The 25,208-nt window shown below is 35.0% G+C and carries 10 protein-coding genes; 1 reads left to right on the top strand and 9 read right to left on the bottom strand.

Annotation, left to right across the window (positions count from 1 at the left end):
- Positions 1 to 461: 461 nt before the first annotated feature.
- Positions 462 to 1,928, top strand: coding sequence for an MFS transporter (locus tag B0A68_RS03545; protein WP_035683331.1), 1,467 nt, complete (start codon positions 462 to 464; stop codon positions 1,926 to 1,928).
- 39 nt (positions 1,929 to 1,967) lie between these two features.
- Here B0A68_RS03545 and B0A68_RS03540 read toward each other — a convergent pair whose 3' ends face one another.
- The 9 genes from B0A68_RS03540 to B0A68_RS03500 all read right to left on the bottom strand — a co-directional run bounded on the left by B0A68_RS03540 (position 1,968) and on the right by B0A68_RS03500 (position 25,131).
- Positions 1,968 to 4,130, bottom strand: coding sequence for a beta-glucosidase (locus B0A68_RS03540; RefSeq protein WP_035683329.1), 2,163 nt, complete (start codon positions 4,128 to 4,130; stop codon positions 1,968 to 1,970).
- A 324-nt stretch (positions 4,131 to 4,454) separates the two neighbouring features.
- Entirely contained in the window at positions 4,455 to 5,951 is a 1,497-nt protein-coding gene (locus B0A68_RS03535) for a RagB/SusD family nutrient uptake outer membrane protein (RefSeq protein ID WP_051892522.1), read from the bottom strand.
- Positions 5,952 to 5,959: 8 nt separating this feature from the next.
- Positions 5,960 to 8,968 (bottom strand): SusC/RagA family TonB-linked outer membrane protein, encoded by a 3,009-nt coding sequence (locus B0A68_RS03530; RefSeq protein WP_035683325.1) that lies wholly within the window; start codon positions 8,966 to 8,968, stop codon positions 5,960 to 5,962.
- Positions 8,969 to 9,522: 554 nt separating this feature from the next.
- The gene (locus tag B0A68_RS03525) at positions 9,523 to 13,656 is read right to left on the bottom strand and encodes a hybrid sensor histidine kinase/response regulator transcription factor (protein ID WP_035683323.1); all 4,134 of its coding nucleotides are present in this window, start codon (positions 13,654 to 13,656) and stop codon (positions 9,523 to 9,525) included.
- A 117-nt stretch (positions 13,657 to 13,773) separates the two neighbouring features.
- On the bottom strand, positions 13,774 to 15,714 hold the full coding sequence (locus B0A68_RS03520) for a glycoside hydrolase family 97 protein (RefSeq protein ID WP_035683321.1): 1,941 nt from the start codon (positions 15,712 to 15,714) through the stop codon (positions 13,774 to 13,776).
- A gap of 118 nt (positions 15,715 to 15,832) precedes the next feature.
- Complete coding sequence (locus B0A68_RS03515; RefSeq protein WP_240475240.1) at positions 15,833 to 17,461, bottom strand: glycoside hydrolase family 43 protein; 1,629 nt, start codon at positions 17,459 to 17,461, stop codon at positions 15,833 to 15,835.
- Positions 17,462 to 17,472: 11 nt separating this feature from the next.
- A complete protein-coding gene (locus B0A68_RS03510; RefSeq protein WP_240475239.1) occupies positions 17,473 to 19,812 on the bottom strand; it encodes a glycoside hydrolase family 127 protein in 2,340 nt (779 codons plus the stop codon).
- An 18-nt stretch (positions 19,813 to 19,830) separates the two neighbouring features.
- Positions 19,831 to 22,365, bottom strand: coding sequence for a glycosyl hydrolase 115 family protein (locus tag B0A68_RS03505; protein ID WP_035683317.1), 2,535 nt, complete (start codon positions 22,363 to 22,365; stop codon positions 19,831 to 19,833).
- A gap of 42 nt (positions 22,366 to 22,407) precedes the next feature.
- The gene (locus B0A68_RS03500; RefSeq protein WP_084679023.1) at positions 22,408 to 25,131 is read right to left on the bottom strand and encodes an alpha/beta hydrolase-fold protein; all 2,724 of its coding nucleotides are present in this window, start codon (positions 25,129 to 25,131) and stop codon (positions 22,408 to 22,410) included.
- Positions 25,132 to 25,208 lie beyond the last annotated feature (77 nt).

Genomic DNA, 25,208 nt, shown 5'->3' with positions numbered 1-25,208 from the left:
ATACAATAGGTCTGTTTATTTTGAAAAACAAACTTGGCAATAAAAACAGCAACAAAAGGACTTTACACTAAAAAAACAACTGGTTGTTTTAAAATTTTATTCAATTGTATAAAATTAAAAACAAAACTTAAAAATGTCATTTAAGATTCAGCTTCGATAGTTTTTATTAGCTTTATAGTGGTATAAAACCATTTCATTTTTAAAGAATAAGACCTTTCAATTTTATAGCTTTAAGAAAAATAAAGAATACATAAATTATCATTTTGCCCAAATAGAATTGACATAACTGTAAGACGCTTCAAAAATGTTAATATAGGCTTCAAAAATTACAAGCTTATAATAAGTTTCAAGCTATTTTTACAATTGAGATTTAAGAAAATGGCACGTAAAAATACAGCTTACTCTATAAAGTTTTCTAACCAAATCATCAATAAAAACTAAAAGAAGAACCATTATTATTTATGAATAACAAATCGCAAAAACTTTCTGTACTAGAAAAAATAGGTTACGGTTTAGGTGATTTTGCAGCAAATTTGATTTTTCAAACTTTGCTCACATTTTTAGCTTTTTTTTATACTGATGTATATAAAATTCCAGCTGGAACAGCCAGTATAATTATTTTTATCGGAGGTTTTATCGGTGCGTTTTTTAATATTATTATGGGTGTTATTGCAGATCGCACTCAAACAAAATGGGGGAAATTTAGACCCTGGATTTTATGGACGGCTTTTCCGTTTGGAATTGCCGCTGTTTTGTCTTTTTTAACTCCAGATTTTGAACTTGGAGGCAAGATAACCTACACACTCTTAACTTACTTTTTTTTGGTTCTGATTTATTCAGCAAACAACCTGCCTTATGCTGCTTTGAGCGGTGTTCTAACAGGAGATATGAAAGAGAGAAATAGTCTTTCCTCCTACCGTTTTGTTGCAGTAATGGTCGCTCAATTTATTATTCAGTCTCTTTTATTACCACTGGTTTTAATTTTTGGAGACGGCGATAAAGCGGTTGGTTTTAAAAATACCATGATGTTATTTGCAGTTATTGGGGTTATTTGTTTATTGATTACTTTTTTTACCACACGAGAGAGGATTATACCTGCGCAAAATCAGGAATCTTCTGTTAAACAAGATTTTACAGATTTATGCAAAAATGGCCCATGGCTGGTCATGCTGCTTGTTACGATTCTTGTATTTATAACCTTATCCTTAAAAGGCGGCATGTATGTTTTTTACTTTAAATATTATTTGGACGCCGCAGCACAGGCTGCTTTTTTGAAGGATATTGGTTTTACTTCGTTTATTACTCAAATGAATTCTATCTTGTCATCAATGGGATTTGTTGATTTTCTGTGGCCGCAAGATGCTCCAACCTCAGCATTCAGTCTTTTTAATGCAGGAGGAATTATTTTTATGATTATCGGAATTTTATTTTCTAAACCGCTTGCTGATTCTTTTGGCAAAAGAAACATTTATATCATTTTCATTTTTTTGTCTGCTGTAAGCCTGCTTTTATTTAATTTTTACAGCAGAACTGCTATTGCAATGGTTTTTGTAACACAGCTTTTACATGGTCTTATTTATGGAGTAACAATTCCGTTATTATGGGCTATGATTGCTGATGTCGCAGATTACAGCGAATGGAAAAATAACCGAAGAGCAACTGCAACTGTTTTTTCGGCAATGCTCTTCGGTTTAAAAATAGGAATTAGTATAGGCGGTGCGCTTGGCGCTGCATTTTTATCTAAATACGGATATGTTGCAGAAGAAGTCAATCAGGTACCGGCTGCAGTAGAAGGTATTAAACTTTCTGTTAGTATTTATCCAGGATTTATATTTATAATAAGCGCAGTGCTTTTGTGCTTTTATGTTATAGATAAAAAAATGGAATTTGAGATTGAAAGCGATTTACAAGAACGAAGAAAAAACTAATTGCAGCGTTTTTTGTTAGTTGAAAAAACCTTTTATAAGCTAATGCACCGTAATCTTTATGGTACTTAATATGTTTTTTACTGATGTTCCTGTATAAAGTACAAATTGGTCCTTTTCAATTTTCCAGTCTGCTGTTTTTTCATCATAAAAAGCCAAGTCTTTAACCTTGAGTTTTAACATCCCTTTTTTTTGCTCTCCCGATTTAAGAAATATTTTATCGAATGCTTTTAATTCTTTTAAAGGTCTTAAAACAGAAGGATTTGTTTGACCGGCATATAATTGTACGACTTCTGCTCCATCTGATTTTCCGGTATTTTTGATGTCAAATTTCACTATAATTTCGTCATTAATATTGTAGATTTTTTTATCAGCATCAACATTAGAAATTTCAAAAGAAGTGTAAGACATTCCGTAACCAAAAGAATATTGAGGTTCAATTCCTTTGGTATCAAACCAGCGGTAACCTACTAAAATATCCTCATCATAATTTACTTTTAAATCATGCCCGGGATAGGTTCCCAGCGCATGAGCCGGAGACTGGCTTAACGAAACAGGAATCGTAAAAGGCAGTTTTCCCGAAGGAAATTCTTTTCCGCTCAATACATCAATTACAGCATTTCCAGCTTCCATTCCGCCGTACCAGCCCCAAACCAAAGCAGGCACACGAGATGCAACATTTGCAAGTTCCAGTGGTGAACCTGCGATAATTACAACAATCGTTTTAGGATTTACCTTAGCGACTTCCTCAATTAACTTTTCCTGTCCATACGGTAAATGCATGTGTAATCTGTCAAATGATTCCGAATCAAAATCATGGTTTAAACCTGCAAAAATAATCGCAGCATCCGATTTTTTGGCTTGAGCCACAGCTTCTTCAATTAATTTCAAATCAATCTTATCTGTATTCAATTGTCCGTCACTGCTTCTTTCTACCACATGAGATTGTTTTTCATATCCTTGTGCAAAATTTACCTGCATAGACTTTCCGTATTTTTCAGTTATCGCATCAAGCGGTGTAACCTCATACAAAGCCTTGATCTCTGAACTAAAACCTCCGCTGGAATGTTTTCGAACAGCATTATCTCCAATCACAGCAATTGATTTTAAAGCCCTCATATTTAGAGGTAAAACATTTTCATTTTTTAAAAGAACAATTGCTTCAACTGCAGAGCGGTAAGCGGCTTGCTGGTGTTCTTTGGTGTTGATCGATCCTGTTTGACGTGTTTTAGAATCCAAAACTTTAGTTTTAATCATGACTCTCAAAATGTTCGCCGCCTTTTCGTTAACTACACTTTCTTTTATACGGCCTTCTTGTACTGCTTTTATTAAAGGATCTGCAAAATACCAATCATTGTAATTTTCTTTTTCGGTTCCCATTTCTAAGTCTAAACCGGCCAAAGCTGCTTTCTCTGTGCTATGAACCGCATCCCAATCTGACATGTAAACGCCTTTGAAATTAAATTCCTTACGCAAAATCGTTCGGCTTAAATAATCATTTTCCGTACAATATTCACCTCTAAATTTATTATAAGCTCCCATAACACCCAATGCACCGGCATCGACAACTGAGGATTTAAAGCCAGGCAGATAGATTTCGCGCAAAGCTCTTTCGCTCATCGTGACATCAACTACAAAACGATTTTGTTCCTGATTATTGGCGACAAAATGCTTTACACAGGCAGCAACATCTTTGGTTTGTAAAGCTTTTATATAACTTATAGAAAGTTGGGAAATAAGAAAAGGATCTTCACTAAGATATTCAAAGTTTCTACCACAGAGAGGCGTGCGAATAATATTGATTCCGGGACCCAGCAAAACATCTTTTTTGCGAAAACGAGCTTCTTCGCCTAAAACGATACCACGTTGTTTTGCGAGTTCTAAATTCCAGCTTGCCGCCATTGCAGTTCCCGGAGGAAAACAAGTAGAATAGTCGTCTGTTTGTCCGGTATACTTCCAGTCGTGACGGTTCATTTCTGCCCTTACGCCATGCGGACCATCAGATAGAGCCCATTCTGGAATTCCCAGATGTTCTATTCCTGTTGTATAAAATTTTGAATTGCCGTGCAGCATACCGACTTTTTCCTCCAAAGTCATTTTATTAAGTAACTGCTGAATTCTTTTTTCAGACGCTTCATTTGTCTGTGAAAATGCGCTTTGAAAAAATACTGATAACAAGACATTAGTTATAAATCGTAATTTCATTTTATATATTTTAGAAAAACCTTTGGGTTAAATTGAAAAATGGATTTGGTGTTGATTCGTGAATAAAATCAATTATGAACGTTTAAAAAGCGACTGAATAAAGAAAATAGGATTGCTGCAAATCGAACATTTCATAGAATAAATGAAACCGATTTGCCTGAAATAATTTATCTGAAAATTGCAGCTTTTTTTGTCTTTTTTTTGAAGTAAAAAGGAATATTGAAATTGATAAAAAGTATATTAAGACTAATACATTAATAAACAGCGCATATAAAATGCGCTGTTTCTCAAAATACTAACTTAAACTAACAAAATTAACTTCCTTTAATAACCAGGATTATTATCACTTGGTTTTATATTTGGGTTAGAAGACGTTTCTCTGTTTGGTATTGGCCATAATTCATTTTTACCAGCTTGAAAACCAGTTCCTGCCAATTCTACGCTGGCGTTGCCCCATCTCATGATATCATCAAAACGGCTTTGCTCTCCGGCAAATTCTACTTTGCGTTCGTGAACAATTGCTGCAAAAACAGCTTCTTTTGTTGGGACAATTGAAGTGGTTAAACCTGCACGATCCCGAATTAATGTGATATATGCAATTGCAGCTGCTTGAGAACCTCCATCTCTTTGGTTTTCACATTCTGCTTTCATAAGAATTACATCTGCATAACGCATCACTTTGAAGTTAATACTGGATTGTACGGCCTCGTCTTCTTTTTTGTAATAGTTTTGATATTTTTTCCATCCGGCTTTTCTAAGACCTGCAGAGGTATTAAAATTTGATGCTATCATAGTTTTAGTTCCATTTAAATATTTGGAACCCGGCACATAAAAAGTATCTCCAAAACGTAAATCTCCGGCTTCATAAGAATTTAATAAATTGTCTGGCGGATAGACATTGTACCAGCTTAAATTACCATATTCCTGTCCTCTAAGAGTCGATTCTGCAAAACCTGTTCCGCCGCTGTTTCCCGGATCATCCCATTTGTTACCCGTTCCATTTTTTTCATCAAATTCAACTTCAAAAATTGATTCTTTACCGTGCTCGGTTTCTTCCATAAAATTATTATAAAAACTACCTTTATCTTCAAGACTAAATCCGGTAACATTGTTTAAAGCATTTAATGCCAGATCGTATTTCTTTTCGTAGAGCAATACTTTACCCAAATAAGCATAAGCAGCTTCTTTAGTTGCTCTTCCTACTACTTCGGCACTCTTAGACAATAAATTTTGAGAAGCGAATTCAAAATCTGCCCGAATCAAATTGTAAACTTCTGCCTTGGGACTTCTTGCAGCACCAATAATAGTTCCGGCTTTATAAATTGGCACATTTCCAAAACGATTCACTAAAAGAAAATAATAATAGGCTCTTAAAAAATGGGCTTCTCCTAAAAATTTATTCTTTTTCTCTTGTGATAAAATTGAATTTGGCAAAGCATTAATTTTAGCTTCATTCTCAAGTACAAAATTAGCTCTGGATATTCCTAAAAAGCAGGATTCCCAATAGTACTGAATAATATCATTTCCTGCATTAAAAGAAAAATCCTGAAAAGGTTTTTTATTACCTTCTAATTGCGGATTTCCTGCTGCATCCTGCCCCATAAGATCCATGGCAAAAGCAAGATTTCTGGCATAAAGACCTCTTGTCTGCAAATTGGCATAGGCTGCATTTACAGAAGATTCTACCTGAGCTTCGGTTTTAAAGAAAGTGTCGGGAGATAATGTGTTTGGATTAGTTAATTCTAATTCCGAAGTGTCACATGAACTTATTGCGAAAACTCCCAACAATGCTGTAACTATATGTTTTATTTTTTTCATCATCTTATATATTAAAATTTAACATCAAGTCCAAAAATCACTGATTTAGGCTGAGGATATCTTCCTAAATCAATACCAGCAGAATTTGCATTAGTATCTGCACGCGCAATTTCAGGATCTAAACCAGAATATTTTGTAATCGTAATAAGGTTCTGCCCGCTTATGTAGAATCTTATATTAGAAAAATGACTGTCGAATGTTTCTCCAGAGAGTGTATATCCTAAAGTTATATTTTTCAATCTTGTATAAGAACCATCTTCAATATAACGCTGATTGGCAGAAGACCAGTTGATATCTGCTCCCTGTGCTCTAGGCAAAGTAGCCGATGGATTTGTTACCACTCCATTTACAACAACTGCTCTGTCTAAAACCTCTGTACTGGCATTAAACAAACGATTCATTCCTTTTAAATCAAACGTATTTGCATTGTAAATATCGTTTCCTTGAACTCCTGTTATGAAACAGTTAAAATCGAATTTTTTATAAGCTGCCGTAATGTTCAAACCATAAGTAAAATCCGGATAAGGATTCCCAATATTTGTTTTGTCACTAGAATTGATGATTTTATTACCGTCACGATCAATAATTCTAATATCACCTGGTTTTATAATAGTCTGACCCGGTCCAAAAACAGCATCTACTTCTGCCTGGTTTTGATAAATTCCGTTGGTCTGATAACCATAAAAATAGAATAATGGCTGTCCTACTTCCAGTCTTGAGAAGTTTTCTAAACCTGCTCTTGCTGTTGGCCCGCCTAATACACTCGTTACTCCGGGCGCCAAACTTGTTACTTCGTTTTTACTTGTTCCTAAATTAGCCGTTGCAGACCAGGTAAAATCTCCTTTTCTGTCATTGTAACCTAACGTTATTTCATATCCTGATACTTTTACATCGGCAATATTTTGAATTTGAGTTCCTCCGCCGGCAGATCCAACAGAAGCCGATAATGGTACCGCAAAAAGAATATCACTGCTTTTACTATTAAAATATTCCAAAGATCCTGTAAACTTATCCTCAAACAAACCAAAGTCCAAGCCAATGTTTCTGTCATTTTTAGACTCCCATTTCAAATCAGGATTCGAAGCAACTCCCAGAGAAACTCCCGGCGCATTGCCGCCGCCAATTGGATAATTATAATCTGCCAGTAATGTAGCACTGTATTGATAATTGTCTATTCTGTCGTTTCCTGTTGTTCCTGTACTTGCTCTAAGTTTTAACGTGCTAAAAACAGAATTTGCCATAAAACCTTCTTTGGCTATATTCCACCCTGCTGCAATGGAGTAGAAATTACCCCAGCGGTTATTGGCTCCAAAACGAGAAGAAGCATCTCTGCGTCCTGAAACAGCCAGTATGTATTTATCGTCATAATCGTAATTAATACGGGCGATGTATCCAATATTCTTTTCTACATAATTTGCAGAACTCAAATTTCCTTCATTATAGCGCAGCTGATCAATTTCGTCTGAAATATTGTAACGGCTTCCGGCTATTAAATTTTGTGACTTTCCATCAATTTTAGTGATAACTCCCAATACTTCAATATTATGCTTTGCTGCAATTGTAGTTTTGTAGGTTAAACTGTTATCAAAAACAATGGTTTGACCTTGAGTATTGGTTTCATTAGTTGTAGAAAATGCTTGTTTATGGTAAGAACCATCACTATAACTCGGAATAAAAGTATGATCCTTGCCTGTATAATAATCTAAGGAAACTTGTGATCTAAATTTTAGACCTTTAAAAATGTCTAATTCTGCGTAGATATTTCCTATTATAGATAAATTATTAATTTTCTGGTATCCTAAATTTGCGACACGAACAGGATTTTCTGCATCATTACCATCAATAGCGCTGGGTCCTTGGTATCCGCCTAAATTAGTACCATTGTAAACAGGTAAATAAGGCGCCATTTTAATCGCGTGTTCTAATAAGGTTCTTCCTCCTGAATTACGCTCTGGATTAATTGTACTAAAAGAGATTCCGACATTGCTTCCTACTCTCAGTCTGCCAATATCCTGAGTATTATTTGCTCTAAAAGAGTAACGTTCAAAACCAGTATTTATAACAGCTCCTTCTTGCTTTAAATATTCAGCAGAATAACGGCCTGTCGAAGTCTCTGTACCATTTGAGAAACTCAAATTATAATTCTGCATCAAACCAGTTTGAAAAATTTCATCCTGCCAATTGGTATTTACATTTCCAAATTCGGCAGCTCTTGCTGTTAAATCACTTCCTAAATCTTTAGCATATTGAAGATATTGCTGTGTATTTAAAACATCATATCTTTTTGTAATGGTTTGAGAACCTATATAAGTACTAAAATTGAGCTGACCAGGTCCTTTTTTACCTTTTTTGGTAGTGACCATAATTACCCCGTTAAAGGCTTTTGAACCGTATAAAGCTGTTGTAGAAGCATCTTTTAAAACAGACATTGATTCTATATCATTTGGACTAAGTCCTGATAAGTTGCTTGTAAGTACGCCGTCAATTACGTATAATGGAGCACTATTTCCCATTGTAGCCAGACCACGAATCGTAACTGTAGGATTAGAACCCGGTGCGCCATTAACAACTGTTACACCCGCAGCTCTACCTTGCAAAGCAGACTCAGCATTTGTAATAGGCACTGCTGCAATATCTTTTGAACCTACAGTTGAAATTGCTCCAGTTACCTTGGTTCTCTTTTGAGTACCGTAACCTACTATAACTTCATTTAAGTTCTGAGTGGTTTGGACTAATGTAATATCAATTACACTTCTGCCGCCAACAACTATAGTTTGTGAATTCAATCCTACATAAGAATACGTTATTTTGTCTGAAGCATTAACTCCTTTTAAAGAGTATTTACCATCAAAATCTGTTGAGGCACTATTTTGTGTACCTTCTACATTAACACTGGCACCTGGCAGCGGAAATCCTGAGGGATCCGTTACCGTACCTTGTATGGTCTTTGTTTGTGCAATCACATTTTGACTGCTGATTGTTAGCAATGCGATTATTGCAAATTTTAATACTAACTTCATAGTAATTTGGTTTTTTGATTAGTTTAAATAGTTAAGTGGTTGTAAGTTTTGTTATAATATTCTGAATCAGTCTACAGTATCCTGGTTATCATTAAAATTTGAATTAAAACGTAGACTGCAATACCTAATTCTGGTTTTATTTCATACTGTATTTTTTAAATTGTTAATACTCATTTTCTTTTGTTATGTGATTCAAAAATAAAAGGTTAACATAAATTTTGCCTGTTAATAATGATGCATAAACTATCAAATTTGTAGCATGAGGATTACAAAAATGAGTAAAATCAATGTTTTGTTATTTTTTTTCGTCGAAAACATAAATATCATATTAATATTTATACACTTAAATTTCAATCAAATAACAAAAATCAAGTAGTATTTATATAGATTTAATAATTATTAAAAATTAACTTACAGCGTTAATTTATTGTTCTATTAGGATCAAATTGCATTTATAAACAAAAATAAAACCCAACAAAAACCTTTAGATTGAAATTAAACCAAAAAAAGACGGTCTGTAAAACCGTCTTAAAAAGCACTTTTCAAAAAATCTATTATTTGTTGTCTGTCGGCAGCTTTCCGTATTTTTCTTTATAACACTTCGTGAAATAGGAAGGCGAGCTAAAACCTACTTTTATACTGATTTCGGTTATATTATCATTACCGATTTCGATCAACTCTTTTGCTTTTTCTAAACGAACATTTCTTATAAATTCATTTACTGATACACCAGTCAATGTTTTTATTTTTCGATACAGCTGGCTTCTGCTCAAAAACACTTTCGATGCCAAAACCTCAACACTTAAGTTGTATTCGCTCATATTTTCATTAATATAATTCAAAACACTTTTGATAAATTCATTATCCAATGTGGTTGTTTTTTCTTTGGCATTTGGAGAAATTCCGTTGTAGAATTTATTAAATATAATCTGCCTGCTTTTAATCAGCTGGATTAAACTGGATCTTAAAATATCCATATCAAAAGGCTTACTTAAATACAGATCTGCACCAGAATCAATCCCTTCCAGTCGATCCTGAACTAATGCCTTTGCAGAAAGCATCATTAACGGAATGTGACTGGTTTTTAAATTTGCTTTAATGTTTTTGCACAATTCCAAACCATTCATAACGGGCATAATTACATCTGTTAGAATTAAATCCGGCAATTTTTGCAAAGCCAATTCTAAACCTGTTTGTCCATTTTCTGCAACGATCACTTTGTATTCTTTTTTTAGTTCATTTTTTAAATAATTTCGCAGTTCAACATTATCTTCGACAATCAAAATTGTATAGGTTCGATCTTGTTTTTCCTGCTCTTCTGGCAACGAAATCTCTTCTATTTCGACAATTGGTTTAAAACTAATTTTATTTTCTTTTTTAAATTCCTCTGGATGGATTTCGTTTTCGTTAAAAAACTCTTTTCCAATAGGAAATAACAATTTAAAAGTAGTTCCAGTTCCCAGCTCACTTTCTACTTCTATAATTCCTTTATGTAATTCGACAAATCCGCGAACCACTTCAAGTCCAATGCCTGTACTTCCGTAATAAGCTTTATTCAAATTATTTACCTGATAAAAACGATCAAAAATTCTTTTAATATCTTTTTTATCTAATCCCGCTCCTGTATCTTCAACACTAATTTCAAAAGAAGGTTTACGGCTCGAAGCGTTTATTAGAGGGAAATGAATTAACTCATCCTTAACTGCAATTTTTATCTTAATACTGCCATTATCCGGAGTAACTTTGAAGGCATTAGAAATTACATTAAAAATAATTTTCTCAAACATTTTAGGATCTATCCAATCTTTTAGTTTGATTTTATCAGACTCAAACTCCAGTTTTATGCCTCGGCTAAAAGCTTCTTCTTCAAAATAACTCACAATGTCTTTTGCAAAACTCACTACTTCGACCAATTGGACTTTAAGTGTCATTTTATTGAATTGAAGCTGATTAAAATCCATTAACTCATTGATCAATCTTGAAAGTCTGTCTGAACTTTTTTGAATGGTTTGTATTTTATTCAATACATTTTCTGACAGCTCCTGACTATTGTTTTTGAGTATATCTCCCAACGGATTTAAGATCAGAGTAAGCGGCGTTCTAAACTCATGTGAGATATTGGTGAAAAATTGCAGTTTTTTATTGTTTAATTTTTCTATCTGCATTGCTTTTTTCTTTTCAAACTCAATCATTTGTTTTTGTTTGAAACGATTTTGATAATATTGATTTCCAAAATAGATTGCAGCTAATAACAAAAGTGAATAAAATAAATAAGCAAATGATGTTTTCCACCAAGGCGGTAAAATTTCAATTTGCAGCTCTAAAGGTTTCTGGCTCCAGGCTCCATTTTTTTCGGCAGTTTTTACCTTAAAAACATATTTTCCCGGTGCTAAGTTCGTGTACGTTGCAGAGCGTTTATTGCCAACGTAATTCCACGAATCTTCAAAACCTTCCAAATAATACGCAAATTCATTTCTGGCAGGAAAAGAATAATTAATTCCAATAAAATCAATTGTAAATACAGACTGATCATGTCTGAGGATAATCTTTTTTGTTTGCGATAAGACTTTTATTAAAGGCGAATTTTTTTCGAGAGGACCTACCGATTTATTAAAAAGCTTAAGATCTGTCAAATAAATTGGCAGCTGCTTTTTACTTTTTACCAAATTAGAAGGATTAAAATAGTTTAAACCTTCGTAACTGCCAAAATAGAGCAATCCCTTTTCATCTTTTAAAACAGAATTGTTATTAAAATCATTTGCCAGAAGACCGTCGTAAATAGAATAATTTACAGTTGTTTTATTTTTTAAATCAAGCCGGGTAATTCCTTTTTTACCGCTCAGCCAAATACCTCCATCATTGGATTCTACAATAGATGAAATTGATTTTTCATAAAGTCCTCTAAAATTTACATACCATTTTAGAGCAGCTGTTTTTTTATTGTAACTAAATAGTCCTGCCCCGTCTGTACCAATCCAAATTTCTTTGTTTTTGGCCTGATATAACGTATTAATTGTATGTGTACTCTTATGATTTTTAAGCTTTTCAGACATTTTATTCCGCAAAGAAGTTACCGAAAAAGTAACAAAATCCTTGGTACTTACTTTGTACAAACCTGTTGTAGAGCCAACCCAAACATCATCATCAGAATCTACCATTACATTTCTAATGTCTAAATTGACTATTCCGTTTGTATAAAAGGGCTTAGAATTACAATGATGAAACTGCCCGTCTGAGGGCGTATAATAATGAAGACCCTTTGAGAAAGTTCCAATCCAGATTACGCCTCTTGAATCTTCGGTAATACTCATAATATTGTCGGAGGCAAGATTTGGAGTATTTTTTGTATTGTAATTAATAAAGGTTCTGCTTCCTTTTTTTAAAACAAAAATCCCTTCATTCCAGCTGGACAGCCAAATGTTCTCCTTTTTATCAATAAATACTTTTGTGATATTATCATTGGTTAATCCGGAACAAAAACCAGTATCAGATTTGGTAATATGCCTGAAGGTTTTGGTTTCAGGATTGTAAACATCAACACCTCCGCCTTCCATCGAAATCCATAAACGGCCGTCGCTATCTTTGGCAATACCTGTAACACAATTAGTCTGCAGCGATTGTGGATTTCCGGCTAAACTTTCGATTCCTCTTACCTTGCTGTTTAATTTATCAAAAACGCCTAAACCTTTATTATAATAGCCGAGCCAAATTCTTTTTTCTTTGTCTAAAAATAAGGACCAGACCGAATTTGAGCCTAAACTGCGAATATTGTATTTGCTGTTTACATATTTTTTCTGAACAATGCCTTGATCGTTAACGATAATTAGTCCGTCATTTTCTGTTGCACAAAGAATTGTTTTACTGTCGGCGGCCAGTATTGACATAATTCTTTTTTTGGTAATAGGATAAGAAACCGCTTTTTTTGACTGAGTATTTAGATCTGCCTTGACAAGTCCTTTGTATCCGTTGCCGATCCATAAATTTTGTCTACTGTCAAAAACCATCGATACTATCGTCCCCGAAAGTAATTGGTCTCCTATTTCTGCCTTTACTTTTTTTACCTCATTCTTTATCTCATCCACCACTTTTAACCCAGAATTAGTTCCCAGATAAATAGTTCCTTTATGATCTTTTGCTAAACAGTTTATAAGGTAATTGGATGGATTTAAAACATCAAGTTTAACATTGGAAATCTCGTGCGATTTAATATTTAACTTCAGCAGACCATTATTAAATGTTCCTAAAAAAAGATTGCCATGGTTGTCTTCGATGATACTTTTGACTGAAATAACCGCTTCTTTCGTGCTTTTTTGTTTAAGATTTATATTTTCAAACGAGTCCAGATTTCTATTGTAAAGACACAATCCTTCATCGGTTCCGACCCAAAGCTGTTTATTTTTATCCATGTAAACAGCATAAATTAAATTACTGTTGATCGAATTGCTGTTGTTTGAGTTTTGCTCATAAGCTTTGTAATTAACACCATCATATTTATACAAACCTGCACCGTTTGTTCCCATCCACATTACACCAAAATGGTCCTGTGCAATGGTATAAATACCACTTTTTGAGGTCTCATTGTCAACGATCCGAAATTGGTAATTTTCAAATGCATTCTGAGAAAACAAGCAGTTTATTGTAAAAGAAAATAAGACAACAATAATTCTTAAACATTTTTTTGAGGACATTATAAATGATTATTAAATTAAAATTCAATGTGTATTATTTAATAAAAGCCAATTATTTATTTTAGAAAGAACAGCTTAAAACAACAGACTTACAACCTATTAGCTTTATACTCTTTGTTAATTCAACAACAATATTCCCCCATTAGAAGGAATTTTTACTTCAATCTCTCTGCCGTTAAATTTCAGGGTTTTAAGTTTTCCGTTTAAGTTCTCGTCATCAAAATAGTATTTTAGAGTTGTGCCAGAAGCAATCATTGGCAGTTTTATTTTTATGCTAAGTATTTCTTTCTGCCCGTTTACTCCAGCTATGTACCATTTTGTTCCTTTTCTTCGGGCAAGCACCACATATTTGCCGGGATATCCTGCTAAAAAGCGCACCTCATCCCAAGTGGTCGGTACTTCTTTCATAAAATCTACTGCCCATGCAGGCGCATCTGTTAAATTATTTGGCGCCAAAGCAAAATGCTGTACACCACTCTGAAAAAGCACTGCAGCTACCAAAGCAAATACATCAGAAGTCATTCTTTTGGACCCTTTGTTGGGAGTATTTTCGCTGTTGTAAAATTTATTTAAGGCACTTCCTCCAAAATCCATACTTCCTACCGCATTTCGAATAAAAGGATGTATCGAAGCATTAACCGCTTCCTGATCACAGCTTGCCTGGCCAAAATGAAGGTTTTCACTAGCCAGAACAGCTTCACTGGATGCAAAGTTTGGATACATGCGTTCCCATCCCCGAGGCAGTGTACAACCGTGAAAAATAACCATTAATCCAAAATCATTGGCGTCTTTTAGAATCTCTTCGTATAACTTCATGGTAACTTGCTTATCACCTCCAAAAAAATCAACTTTTATTCCTTTTACATCAATACTTTTTAGCCACGCCATTTCTTTACGGCGTATTATTCCATTTTCCATCATGCCTCTAGGACCTTGAGGAGCATCATTCCAATAGCCATTGGAGTTGTACCACAAATACAAACCAACTCCTTTTCGGTCACCATAATGGGCCAGCTCTGCTATTTTATCTTTTCCTATCTGAGTATCCCAGAGCGCATCGATCAAAATGGTTTCATACCCCATTGAAGCGCTAAAATCAATGTATTGCTGCTGTACAGGATAAGTAGTATTATTATCCATTTTCATTATCCAGCTCCACGACCCTTTGGTGTATTTGTATTCTTTAGAAGCTTCGTATTTTGGCTTAACCAAGTCAAATGGTATTGTAGTTTCTACTATTGGAGCAAGGTTTTCGCCTATTGTAATGGTTCTCCAAGGAGTTTCACCAATAAGCGGAATGCCAGGTGCAGTTGTCCCGTTGCCGTTATTTTCTCCTTCCATAGGAAATCCTATTGTATATAATCCTTTGTCCTTACCAATTAACCTGCTGGCACAATAACCGCTGTCTACGCCTGTCTCGGATATTAAAACCCATCCGTTAGTATTGACTTTAAAAAGACATGGAAATGTATACCCTTCTCCAATACCATTTTTTCCCATCGGAGCATCCAAAGCATAGGAAGTTTCATAACTTGGCGCTGTTCTGGCATATCCTGTCATAGATTTGCTTTGCGGACAGAGAAATGTAGTTGTTCCTTGCGGCAGTAGATAACCAGAAGCTTCTTCCTGTACAACACAGGCTCGGGCGTCATTTTGCGGTTTTATTTTATATTTAAAAGCAACATTATTATTACTTACCCTAAACACAATATCGAGAGCTTCTTTATTGTTTTTGGTGAATGAAAAAATAGCTTCTGTTGCTTCATAATGCACATTGCTGTTCTTAATATTCGGAAGCTGATAGTTTTCATCAATTTTATTCTGCACTGCATCGGCTTTTAAAACTAATTCTGTTGTAAAATCGCCGACATTGGTTTTTAAACCCAGCGGAGACTTTTCTAAAAATGTTTTATCATTATAGGAAACACTGTAAAAAGTCATTCCGTTGGTGATGAATAAACTAACTTTAGTTTTTCCGTCAGGACTTTTTACAACTGATTGTGCATTTAATTTAAAAAAAACAAACAGGCATAGACATAAACTGTATTTGAAATTCATAAACGCTTTAGATTAATTATTTTTATACAATAAACTGAAAGATAATTATTTATATTTTTAAAATCAGCTTTACTTTCAACGATAGATTAGATTCTCATTTGATTTTTTGAGAACCGTTTTATTCCTGCGCTTGATCTTCAAGATGGAAATAATCAAAATCGACATAACCTCCGAGTTCTTTAACGGCATAGTTGAACAACCCAAATCGATATCCCATAAAATGAGGAATTGTATAGGGCATTTTTATTGGGTTTCCGATACTGGTCCACTTTTTACCATCTAAGCTGTAAAAAAATCTGCCTGTATCTGTTTTATCTTTAAAATCGCATACGACTTTAAAATATACTTTATCCTGAAGTAAAGAAACACTTTCGACTTCCCTCTGATTCCCTTTGACGGCATCAAGCATGACCATTTTTTTTGAACCATTCTCAACTTTTACAGCTAAAAGTCCAAATTCTTTCTGTAATAAAGAAAGTCCCGCAAAGTCACCCTCTTTCATTTTAGAAACTTCCAATAATACAGACGCCGAACATTCAGGACCAAAAGTTCTTTGTGTCAAAGTATTTTTAGCCTGAGTTAATGTGTTTGTAACCGAAGCCGTTCTTAATCTTAAATATCCTTTTCTTTCCTTTACAGACCAAGAGGAATTATCCGGATTATGATTCCACTGCCAGACTAACGGCAGTTCTCTGTCTCCTTTTTTACGGCTGAAATCATCAGAGCTCACTATTCCCGGAATTAAGCCTTTGCTGACAGGCAAATCCAGATATTGAGGAACTTTTCCATTTTCACCCAAAATGGGCCAGCCGTTTTCCCATTGTACGGGAACGAAATAAGGAATTCTCCCTACTCCTCCAAAATCTCTAAACAAATACGAAAACCATTTTCCGTCTGGAGTATCAATAAGTCCTCCCTGTGCAACACCTAAATCCTGAAGCCCCACTTTTCCTTCCCAAGGTCCGGAGAGATTATCGGCTTTGTGAATAACGACCGTTCGCATGCCTTCTTTGGGCCAGGTTATGTTAAACAGGTAATATTTACCCTTTACTTTAAAAAGCTGAGAACCTTCAGACTGAAGCATGATGTTGTTTCCGGCGGGCGCACTGGCATTTTCAATCAATACTCTTTTTGTTTCTTTTTTAACCGCCAACAAATCAGAATTTAACTCTATAATCTGCAATTTTCCTGCTCCCCAAACCATATAAACGCTGCCATCATCATCAAAAAAAATCGAATGATCATGATACGATTCATTTAAAACTATTCTCTTCCAAGATCCTTTTTCAATATCTTTTGTTGAAAAAATATACGTTTTTCCAGTTGTCCCAGAAAAAGTACTTACATAATAAATGCCATTATGATAACGAAGACTGCTCGCCCATGAACCTCTTCCGTAGTCATTTTTTCCGTTATTCAGATTTAAACGGTCATCACTGTCTTCCAGTGTTTCGTATACATAAGTTAAAAGCTCCCAATTTATTAAGTCCTTCGATTTCATGATCGGCAGCCCCGGATTCATATGCATCGTGGTGCTGCTCATGTAATAAGTGTCGTTAACTCTTATTATCGAGAGATCAGGCACATCTGCAAAAATTACCGGATTCTGTGCTTTTTTCTGCTGGGCATAATTGCTGGTACAACTTAGCACTGCAATTAAAACAACGTACAAAAAAATATTTTTTATTTTCATAGTATTGCTGTCGTATAAAATTTTAAAACTATTTACAAAATGAAATTGATCCATATGCAGAAGCATTATAAAATTCGTAATTGATGAAATTTTGGACTGGACATTCCTTCCTTTACTACTATTTTAATGCTGATATTTTCCTTTTTTTCCATATCCAATCTGATTTTTTTATCCTCTAAAGAAATTATTTTAGCAGGTTTATCATTAATAAGAATGCTGATTTGATCCATTTTAAATTGATCCAGAACAGTTATATCCAAAAACTTTCCCGATGCATTTTTATTTATCATTTGGTATGAAATATACGATTTGGTACTTCTCCAAAATTTACCTTCGTCATAACCCGAATCGCTTTTTTCTCCTCTGTAAAAATGATCAACTTCGGGCTGCTGTTCTCCGCAGTTAATTTTATCTATTGTCGCACTTTCAAGAGCGAGTTCTTTTATTTCCTGCTCACGCATTTTCTGTTGTTTTTCTTTATACTCTTTTTCCGAAAAAATTTGAAAATACATTTGATAACGAGCATCATGCAGTTCGAAAAAAGGTTCTAATTCTAATGAATCCAAAGCAAAATGCATATTTCCTAATTCCTTTAATCGTAAAATAGAACTGGCTTCATCTCCTATTAATGTGTAGGCTTTGTCGATCGGAATGTATTTTCCGGCTGCAACATGTCCCATTCGGCTGTCATCTGCAAATAATCCGTCTAATGCTTGTGCAGACGTCTTAGCCGCCAGAACAATTGGTCCGTTTACAAAAGCACTCCAATTAGAGCCGTCGGGCAGGCGCTCCAAATGAGTTTTGGTTTTGAATATGATATTTACGCGGTCGGCAGATTTCCACTTTCTGGTAAGTGTAACATAACCAGATGTTTTTACTTCGATTTGTTGTTCTTTTCCGTTTATGAATATTTTAAAATCTTCTGCCCATTTAGGATGACGAATGTTTAAATCAAAAACTTTAGATTTCTTAACTTTTAAAACGAGTTCTGAACTGTTTTCATAAGGAAATTTTGTTATCTGTTCTATTTCAATTCCGTTTTCATTCCAATTTAAAACTGACGCGATAAAAAGGTTCACAAAAACAGCATTGTCTGTATGGCTGTAAATTAACTCGCCGTATTTGGTATGATTTTCCAGCCCTGATCCTACACAGCACCACATACTGGTTTCTGGCTGAGAATATACCCGATAATGATTCGGTCGAATTGGAGTAAAATATACAAAACCTCCTTTTTGAGGATGCTGGCTCGAAAGAATGTGATTGTAAAGTGTACGCTCATAGAAATCGAGATAATTTATATCGTTTTTATGCAGGAACAAGGCTTTACTCAGACGTTCCATATTATACGAATTACACGTTTCTGGTCCTTGATTCGATTTCAGCATACCGCTAAAATCATCAATAGCATTAAAATGTTCGGCAACGCTATTACCTCCAAATGCTACACTGCGTTTCTGCGTAACATTATCCCAGAAAAAAGCCGCCGCTTCGTGCCATTGCTTGTTTCCAGAAACAGATCCTATTTTTTCGAAACCAATAACTTTTGGTATCTGGGTGTTGGCATGCATACCGGTAAGTTTATCTTCTTTTTTTAATAAAGAATTCAAAAGGGATTTATGCGAAATTTTTTGTGCTGTTTCGAGGTATTTTTTATCCTTTGTAATTAGGTATAAATCTGCAAAAGACTCGTTGATGCCGCCGTGTTCTGTTTTTAAAATATTTTGAATCTGCTCTTCTGTAAGCGGCTCAATTAACTGAATAAACCAATCTCCTAATTTTATTAAAATCTCTTTTGCTTTTTCATTTCCGGTATATTGATACGCATCGTTTAAACCGGCAAAAAGTTTATGAATATTGTAAATGGGAACCCAAGTATTATTCAATCCAAAATTACTTCCGTCGATGTCTCCATTATGAATTCGTTTCCAAAAAACCTTTCCTTGAGGAATGCCTCCCACATAACCGTCTCCATTTTTTTCCTGACAGCGGGACAGTTCAGAAAGCATATAATCTAATCTGTTTTTAAGCTCTGTATTTCCGGTAGAGGCATACATCTGGGATAAAGCTGATAAATAATGACCTGCAATATGACCGTCAAGACCCATACTTTCCCAATTGCCATACCGTTCCGATTTTACAGGTAAAGCGGCGTCTATTAGATAAGGTGCCAAAAGTTTATCGGGATTTAAGGCAAGAATATAATTAAGATCAACATCTTGTGCATTTTTAAACGGACCTGCATTTAATCTTACTTCCTGAAGAGGAAAAGTTTTCAGCTGGGCAACTGCCGAAAATCCAACAAATACTACCGCTGAACAAAATAATCTTCTGTATTTTACTTTAAAATTCACCATAATCAATCTTATTAATTTTCTGGATACAAACAGGATAGATTGCTTCATTTTCAATATTTTATAAACTTAAAATTTATCCTGAAGGATGCTTGCACTTTCAGGAGCTCCAAGATAAGAAGATTTTAATGCACCAGTATCAATCAAAATTTTCTGCAATACGATTCCGGGATCTAAGACTCTAAATCGCAAGGTATGCCTTCCTGTTTTTAGAATTTTATGTGAAGTTACAGAATGAATCATGTGTTCTGCCTGCCATTTTCCTAACTCGCCACGATAATTTGCGTTAAAATTAACCTGCTGCGGTTTTTCTCCATCAAAAGAAATTTCATAACGCAGTCCCTTATTGCTGTTAAAATTAAGTGTAGGAGCCAAAAGCAGTTCTACTTTAAAATCGCCTGTAGAAGTAAAATTCATTTCATATTCAACAAAAATATTTTCCTTCGAATCTGGATATAAATTTGAAGGAAATACCGTTATACCGCTTTTTGTTTTTCCGAAATCCGGAATTACTTCCCAATGAATTTTGTCTGAATTATTTACTTTAGAAAAATGTTCGGCTTCTATAGAAACATACCCTTCTTTCTCTAAAAATACTTTTTGTGCTGTCTCACTTGTTTTAGTAACATAGCTGATTTTTGGGAGAATATTTTTGGGAGTATCGTGCCAGGCTTTGTAACCAATTCTCATTTGATCCATTATATGAGTCCATTTCCCGCCTGAAATTTCATTGTTGTATTTATGCTGCAAAATAGAATCTCTCGAAAAATTAAATTTAACCTGATCTGCATACGTATTGGCCAGAATGTTTTCTTCTGCAGCCAGTTTTTTATTTTTGGCTTGTGCATAATACATTTCATAAAGATTGCTGCAGGCATCTATAGGATATAAAACCAACTGAAAATAAGCATCTTTATATTCATTTGGAATATCATTGTAAATTCGATACGCATCGAGGGATAAATTTTTATAATCATTTACAACGGTTTCAAATTCATTATAATTTTCCAGACTGTAGGTATTGCTGTCCAGCATTTCTGGGGTAACGCGTCTGTTGAATTTTGGATATGTATTTAATAAAACTGCGATTTCTTTAGAATGCTTTTTTCCAAACTGTTGGACAGCCCAGCTTTCGGTAAATTCAAAAAGATTTTGAGAATTGAATTTCTTTGGATTCCATGCCATATCTAAAAAGAAGCTTATCGGAAATTCCATTGGTTTAAGATCCCCAACATTTACAATCCAAACCTTATCGACGCCATGCTCATAACTGAGATTCATTTGCTCCCAGACTCTTTGTATCGGACTAATATTTATCCATTTTGAATTTCGGGGTCCTCCCACATAATCAAAGTGATAATACATTCCGTAACCGCCTTTGTGCAGCGGTTTGGTCAAATCAGGAAGTTTGCGCACATTTCCCCAATTGTCATCACAAAATAATAAAATTACATCGTCAGGCACGCGCATTCCCTGATCGTAATAATCCTGAACTTCTTTGTACAAAGCCCAGACCTGAGGTGTTTTTTCTGGTGATTTTCCTGTTTCTTTCTCAATAATAAGGCGCTGTTGTTTTACGATATTTTCCAGCAGACTGATATTTGTTCCTTCGCTCATTGCTTCATCTCCATCGCCGCGCATTCCTACCGTTACCAGTTTTTCCCAGTTTTTACTACGCTGGATACCGCTTTTCCAGAATTGATCTAAAACCTCTTTATTTTTAGAGTAATCCCAAACATTAGCAAGATTGTTTTTCTTAATATAACGATGCCAGTCTGTTTGTGCCAAAGCCATAGGTTCATGATGCGATGTTCCCACAATAATGCCCATTTCATTTGCCAGAGGCCCGCTTGCAGGATCATCATCATAAAAAGCACTACCCCACATGGCAGGCCAGATATAATTGGATTTTAAACGCAGCAGCAATTCGAAAACTTTCTCATAGAAACTGCTGTTAAATCCTCCGAAAGTTTTTTTTGCCCATCCGCTCAATGCCGGAGCTTCATCATTTAGAAAAATCCCTCTGTATTTTACGGCGGGTTCTCCATCTGTATAAATTCCTTTTATAAAATAAATAGTTTCATTTTTTTTTACAGGAACATCTGCCCAATAATACCAGGGAGATACACCTATTTGTTTGGACAACTCATATATTCCGTAAATGGTTCCCCTCTTGTCGCTTCCCACAATAACGATGGCTTCCTCAATTCCTTTAAAGGGATTTTTTATGTTTTGAATGATAAATTTTTCGTTTTTACCTTTGAGTTGTTTTCCATCGATTTTATTTGCTTTAACTAAATCATCAATCACAGAATTGGTTCCGATTGTTCCAATGATAATTAATGGCGATAATGCATTTTGTTTCTGATTTAAGATTGATGGTTTTTCTCCAGTCACTTTCTCAAAATCTATTTGTAAATTAGTGATTGCACGCAAAACTCCGGCATCAGATCCGCTGCTGACAAGAAAATATAAGTGTGAAGATTTCTCTTTTATTGTAATAACATTGTTCTCTTTTTGAGTTGTAATAAACGACTGCGCTTTTAAAATACCAGAACTAAAAACGATAAGAAGTGTGAGGATATATTTTGAAAATGTCTTCATGAACTTTAGTATTATGCAATTCAATTACTTTTTTTTTAATCTTTATTTATTCTGAAACAATAATGGCGCAAACATCGATAAATCGTGTCTCCATACTGGCCACGTATGTCCGCCAGAATATTCGCTGTATTTGTATTTGATTCCGAGCTGGTCGAACTTTTTCATCATTATTTTGCAATTTTCATAAGCAATATCTTCTATGCCGCCCATCGAAATCCAAAATTCTTTAAGGTTTGAATTAATTAACGCGGTATTGTTTTTCATAAATTCATATTGTGGATCAGATAAAGTTGTATTATTTGCCCACCAACCCGAACTGAATACGCCTATATAAGAAAACAAGTCAGAATTTTTAACGCCCGCATAAAGCGTTTGCAAGCCTCCCATTGATAATCCGGCCAAAGCTCTGCTTTCAGCGTCTTTTGCGACTTTAAAATTACTTTCTACAAAAGGTATTGCTCCGGTTTTCAATTCATTTTCAAAAGCTTTTAGTGCATTTTCATTAAAACCTGCCACGCCGCCTGTATTTCCCATATTGCCGTCCAGCATTGCGATGATCATGGGTTTTGCTTTATTTTCGGCAATCAAATTATCTAATATTAAATTTGCTTTTCCCTGAGCATACCAGCCTCGCTGATCTTCACCTCCGCCATGAAGCAGATACAAAACCGGATATTGTTCACCACCTGTTTCATAACCGGGCGGTGTGCACACATACATTTCACGCCAGGAATTCGTTACTTTTGAAAAATATTTTTTGATTACAATATTGCCATGCGCAACCATTTTTAAATCGTAGAATTCTCCTTCTTTATTAGGAATCTCGATACCCGAAGCCATGCGGCTCATTCCATAAAACGATTCACTTGCCGGATCAGCCACAGCCACACCATCAATAATCAAAGAGTAATAATTAAATCCTTTGTTTATAACATCTGTGGTAACGGTCCATAAACCCGTTTCATCTCTCAGCATATCATATTTTCGTCCTAAATCTATTTGCACTTTTGAAGCTTCTGGCGCTTTGATCTTAAAAATAACGCGGTTGTCCGGTAGAATTTGAGGATATTTATTATTTCGAATATTGGTCTGCGCAGCTTCGCCCAAAATCGTATATGCAGCAAAATTAGACTGATCTACTGCCTTAAATAAAAACTGAGAAAACATATATAAACCATTTTTCCAGACTTTAAAATCATGAACACCCGGCTCAATATAGTAAATATGAGGTACGTCATTTTTATAAAGATACTCGTGCGTTCGCCTGCTGTTGCCAATAAGTCCATCATTATCGCCACAAGAAATCCACAGTAATTTAAGTTTCTTTTTTGCTTCCTGCGGATTTGGAAGTAATTCCTCCGGCATTTTTGTATTTGGTGCTGCGGAGAATGCACCCACCCACGCAAATTTATCTAAATTCCCTAATCCGAAATTCAAAGACTGACCTCCCCCCATTGAAAGACCTGCAATCGCTCGGTGTTCTCTGTCTTTATAAGTCGAATATTTTTTTTCAATAAAAGGAATTAAATCATTTAAAAGGTCTTTTTCAAATACTGCAAAGGCTTTTATTTTATCTGGAGCCATAATATTTCCTGAAGCACTATCGTCCTTCATTGCCCGGCCATTTGGCATTACTACGATCATAGGCTCAATTTTTCCATCGGCATAAAGATTATCCAATATAATCTGCGGATTTCCTCCGTTCAGCCATTCCTTTTCATCGCCACCTATTCCGTGTAAAAGATATAATACAGGATATTTTTTCTTTTTATTAAATCCCGGCGGTGTATAAATAGTGGCTCTTCGTGTAGATCCTACCGTTTTAGATTCATAAGTGATGGTTTCAATTTTTCCTTGCGCCGCATCTGAATTTAACTGATCAAAACCAATAGGCCCCTGAACCGTAATAAACTCTTTGCCATTGTATATTTTATAACCTAATAACGAAAGCATTTTTACAGCATAACGCCTTCCTAATTCTCTGTAACCATCTGCTGTAAAATGCAAATAATCTGATGCAGCTTTGCAGCCACTAGATGAAATCACGTAGGCATTTGGTATGGTTTGCGGTAATGTGGCAATAATTTTATTCATACTCGCACATTTTCCATTCTGGTCTTCGCTGACCGTTTCTCCAGAAAGCAGCGGTACTTTTTTTGGATCTAAATTCAGGTCCTTCATTAAATTATCATATACAATCTTTAGCTTTTTTGTCCAAAGTGTATCACCTGTATTCGATTCTCCCTGGTGTACTAATATCCCTTTGATTACCCCTTTTTTCTGGGCAATTTTAGCCATATCTACTAATCTTTTGTAAGGATTGCCATCGTACTGCTGGATCATGCCTTTCATCCAGTCTGGTGCTGTCGAGATGTAACTTTCAGATTTATCTTTATCAAAAAGTTCAATCTTACAACCGCCAACTGCAACATTAATGATACCTATTTTTATATTTTTGGGAAGATTTTCGGTCATGGTTCTTCCAAAATAATCTGTTGGTGTTAATCCTGTAGTACAGCGGCATAATGGGGAAACAGCTTTATACCATTCCCCCATTTTTCGACCAATTTCCGGACAGTTGACTGCTTCCAGAACCTGAAATCTATCATCAATTCCGGTGGCATCCTGCGGTTCAATTTTTGCACTGCCTTCCATATTAGACTGGCCAAAACTCAAATAAACCTGAAAGTTAGGATCTTGCGAATACGCTTTTTGTCCGATTGAAAATAAAACTGCAAATGCAAAAAATCTAATTATTGATTCCATTTTATAATTTGTTTAGTGTCAAAAAACATTAAATGCTGGCCGATAAATTTGTAAACAAACTGCTAAGCCACGCACAA

The sequence above is a fragment of the Flavobacterium reichenbachii genome (assembly GCF_002217435.1).
GTDB lineage: Bacteria > Bacteroidota > Bacteroidia > Flavobacteriales > Flavobacteriaceae > Flavobacterium > Flavobacterium reichenbachii.
This window is presented reverse-complemented; position numbering and strand designations above follow the sequence as displayed.

Excerpts from the sequence above, each read along its gene's own strand:
- B0A68_RS03545 (WP_035683331.1), top strand. The coding sequence starts at position 462 with ATGAATAACAAATCGCAAAAACTTTCTGTACTAGAAAAAATAGGTTAC.
- B0A68_RS03500 (WP_084679023.1), bottom strand. The coding sequence starts at position 25,131 with ATGGAATCAATAATTAGATTTTTTGCATTTGCAGTTTTATTTTCAATC.
- B0A68_RS03520 (WP_035683321.1), bottom strand. The coding sequence starts at position 15,714 with ATGAATTTCAAATACAGTTTATGTCTATGCCTGTTTGTTTTTTTTAAA.
- B0A68_RS03540 (WP_035683329.1), bottom strand. The coding sequence starts at position 4,130 with ATGAAATTACGATTTATAACTAATGTCTTGTTATCAGTATTTTTTCAA.
- B0A68_RS03510 (WP_240475239.1), bottom strand. The coding sequence starts at position 19,812 with ATGAAGCAATCTATCCTGTTTGTATCCAGAAAATTAATAAGATTGATT.
- B0A68_RS03530 (WP_035683325.1), bottom strand. The coding sequence starts at position 8,968 with ATGAAGTTAGTATTAAAATTTGCAATAATCGCATTGCTAACAATCAGC.
- B0A68_RS03535 (WP_051892522.1), bottom strand. The coding sequence starts at position 5,951 with ATGATGAAAAAAATAAAACATATAGTTACAGCATTGTTGGGAGTTTTC.
- B0A68_RS03515 (WP_240475240.1), bottom strand. The coding sequence starts at position 17,461 with ATGGATCAATTTCATTTTGTAAATAGTTTTAAAATTTTATACGACAGC.
- B0A68_RS03505 (WP_035683317.1), bottom strand. The coding sequence starts at position 22,365 with ATGAAGACATTTTCAAAATATATCCTCACACTTCTTATCGTTTTTAGT.
- B0A68_RS03525 (WP_035683323.1), bottom strand. The coding sequence starts at position 13,656 with ATGTCCTCAAAAAAATGTTTAAGAATTATTGTTGTCTTATTTTCTTTT.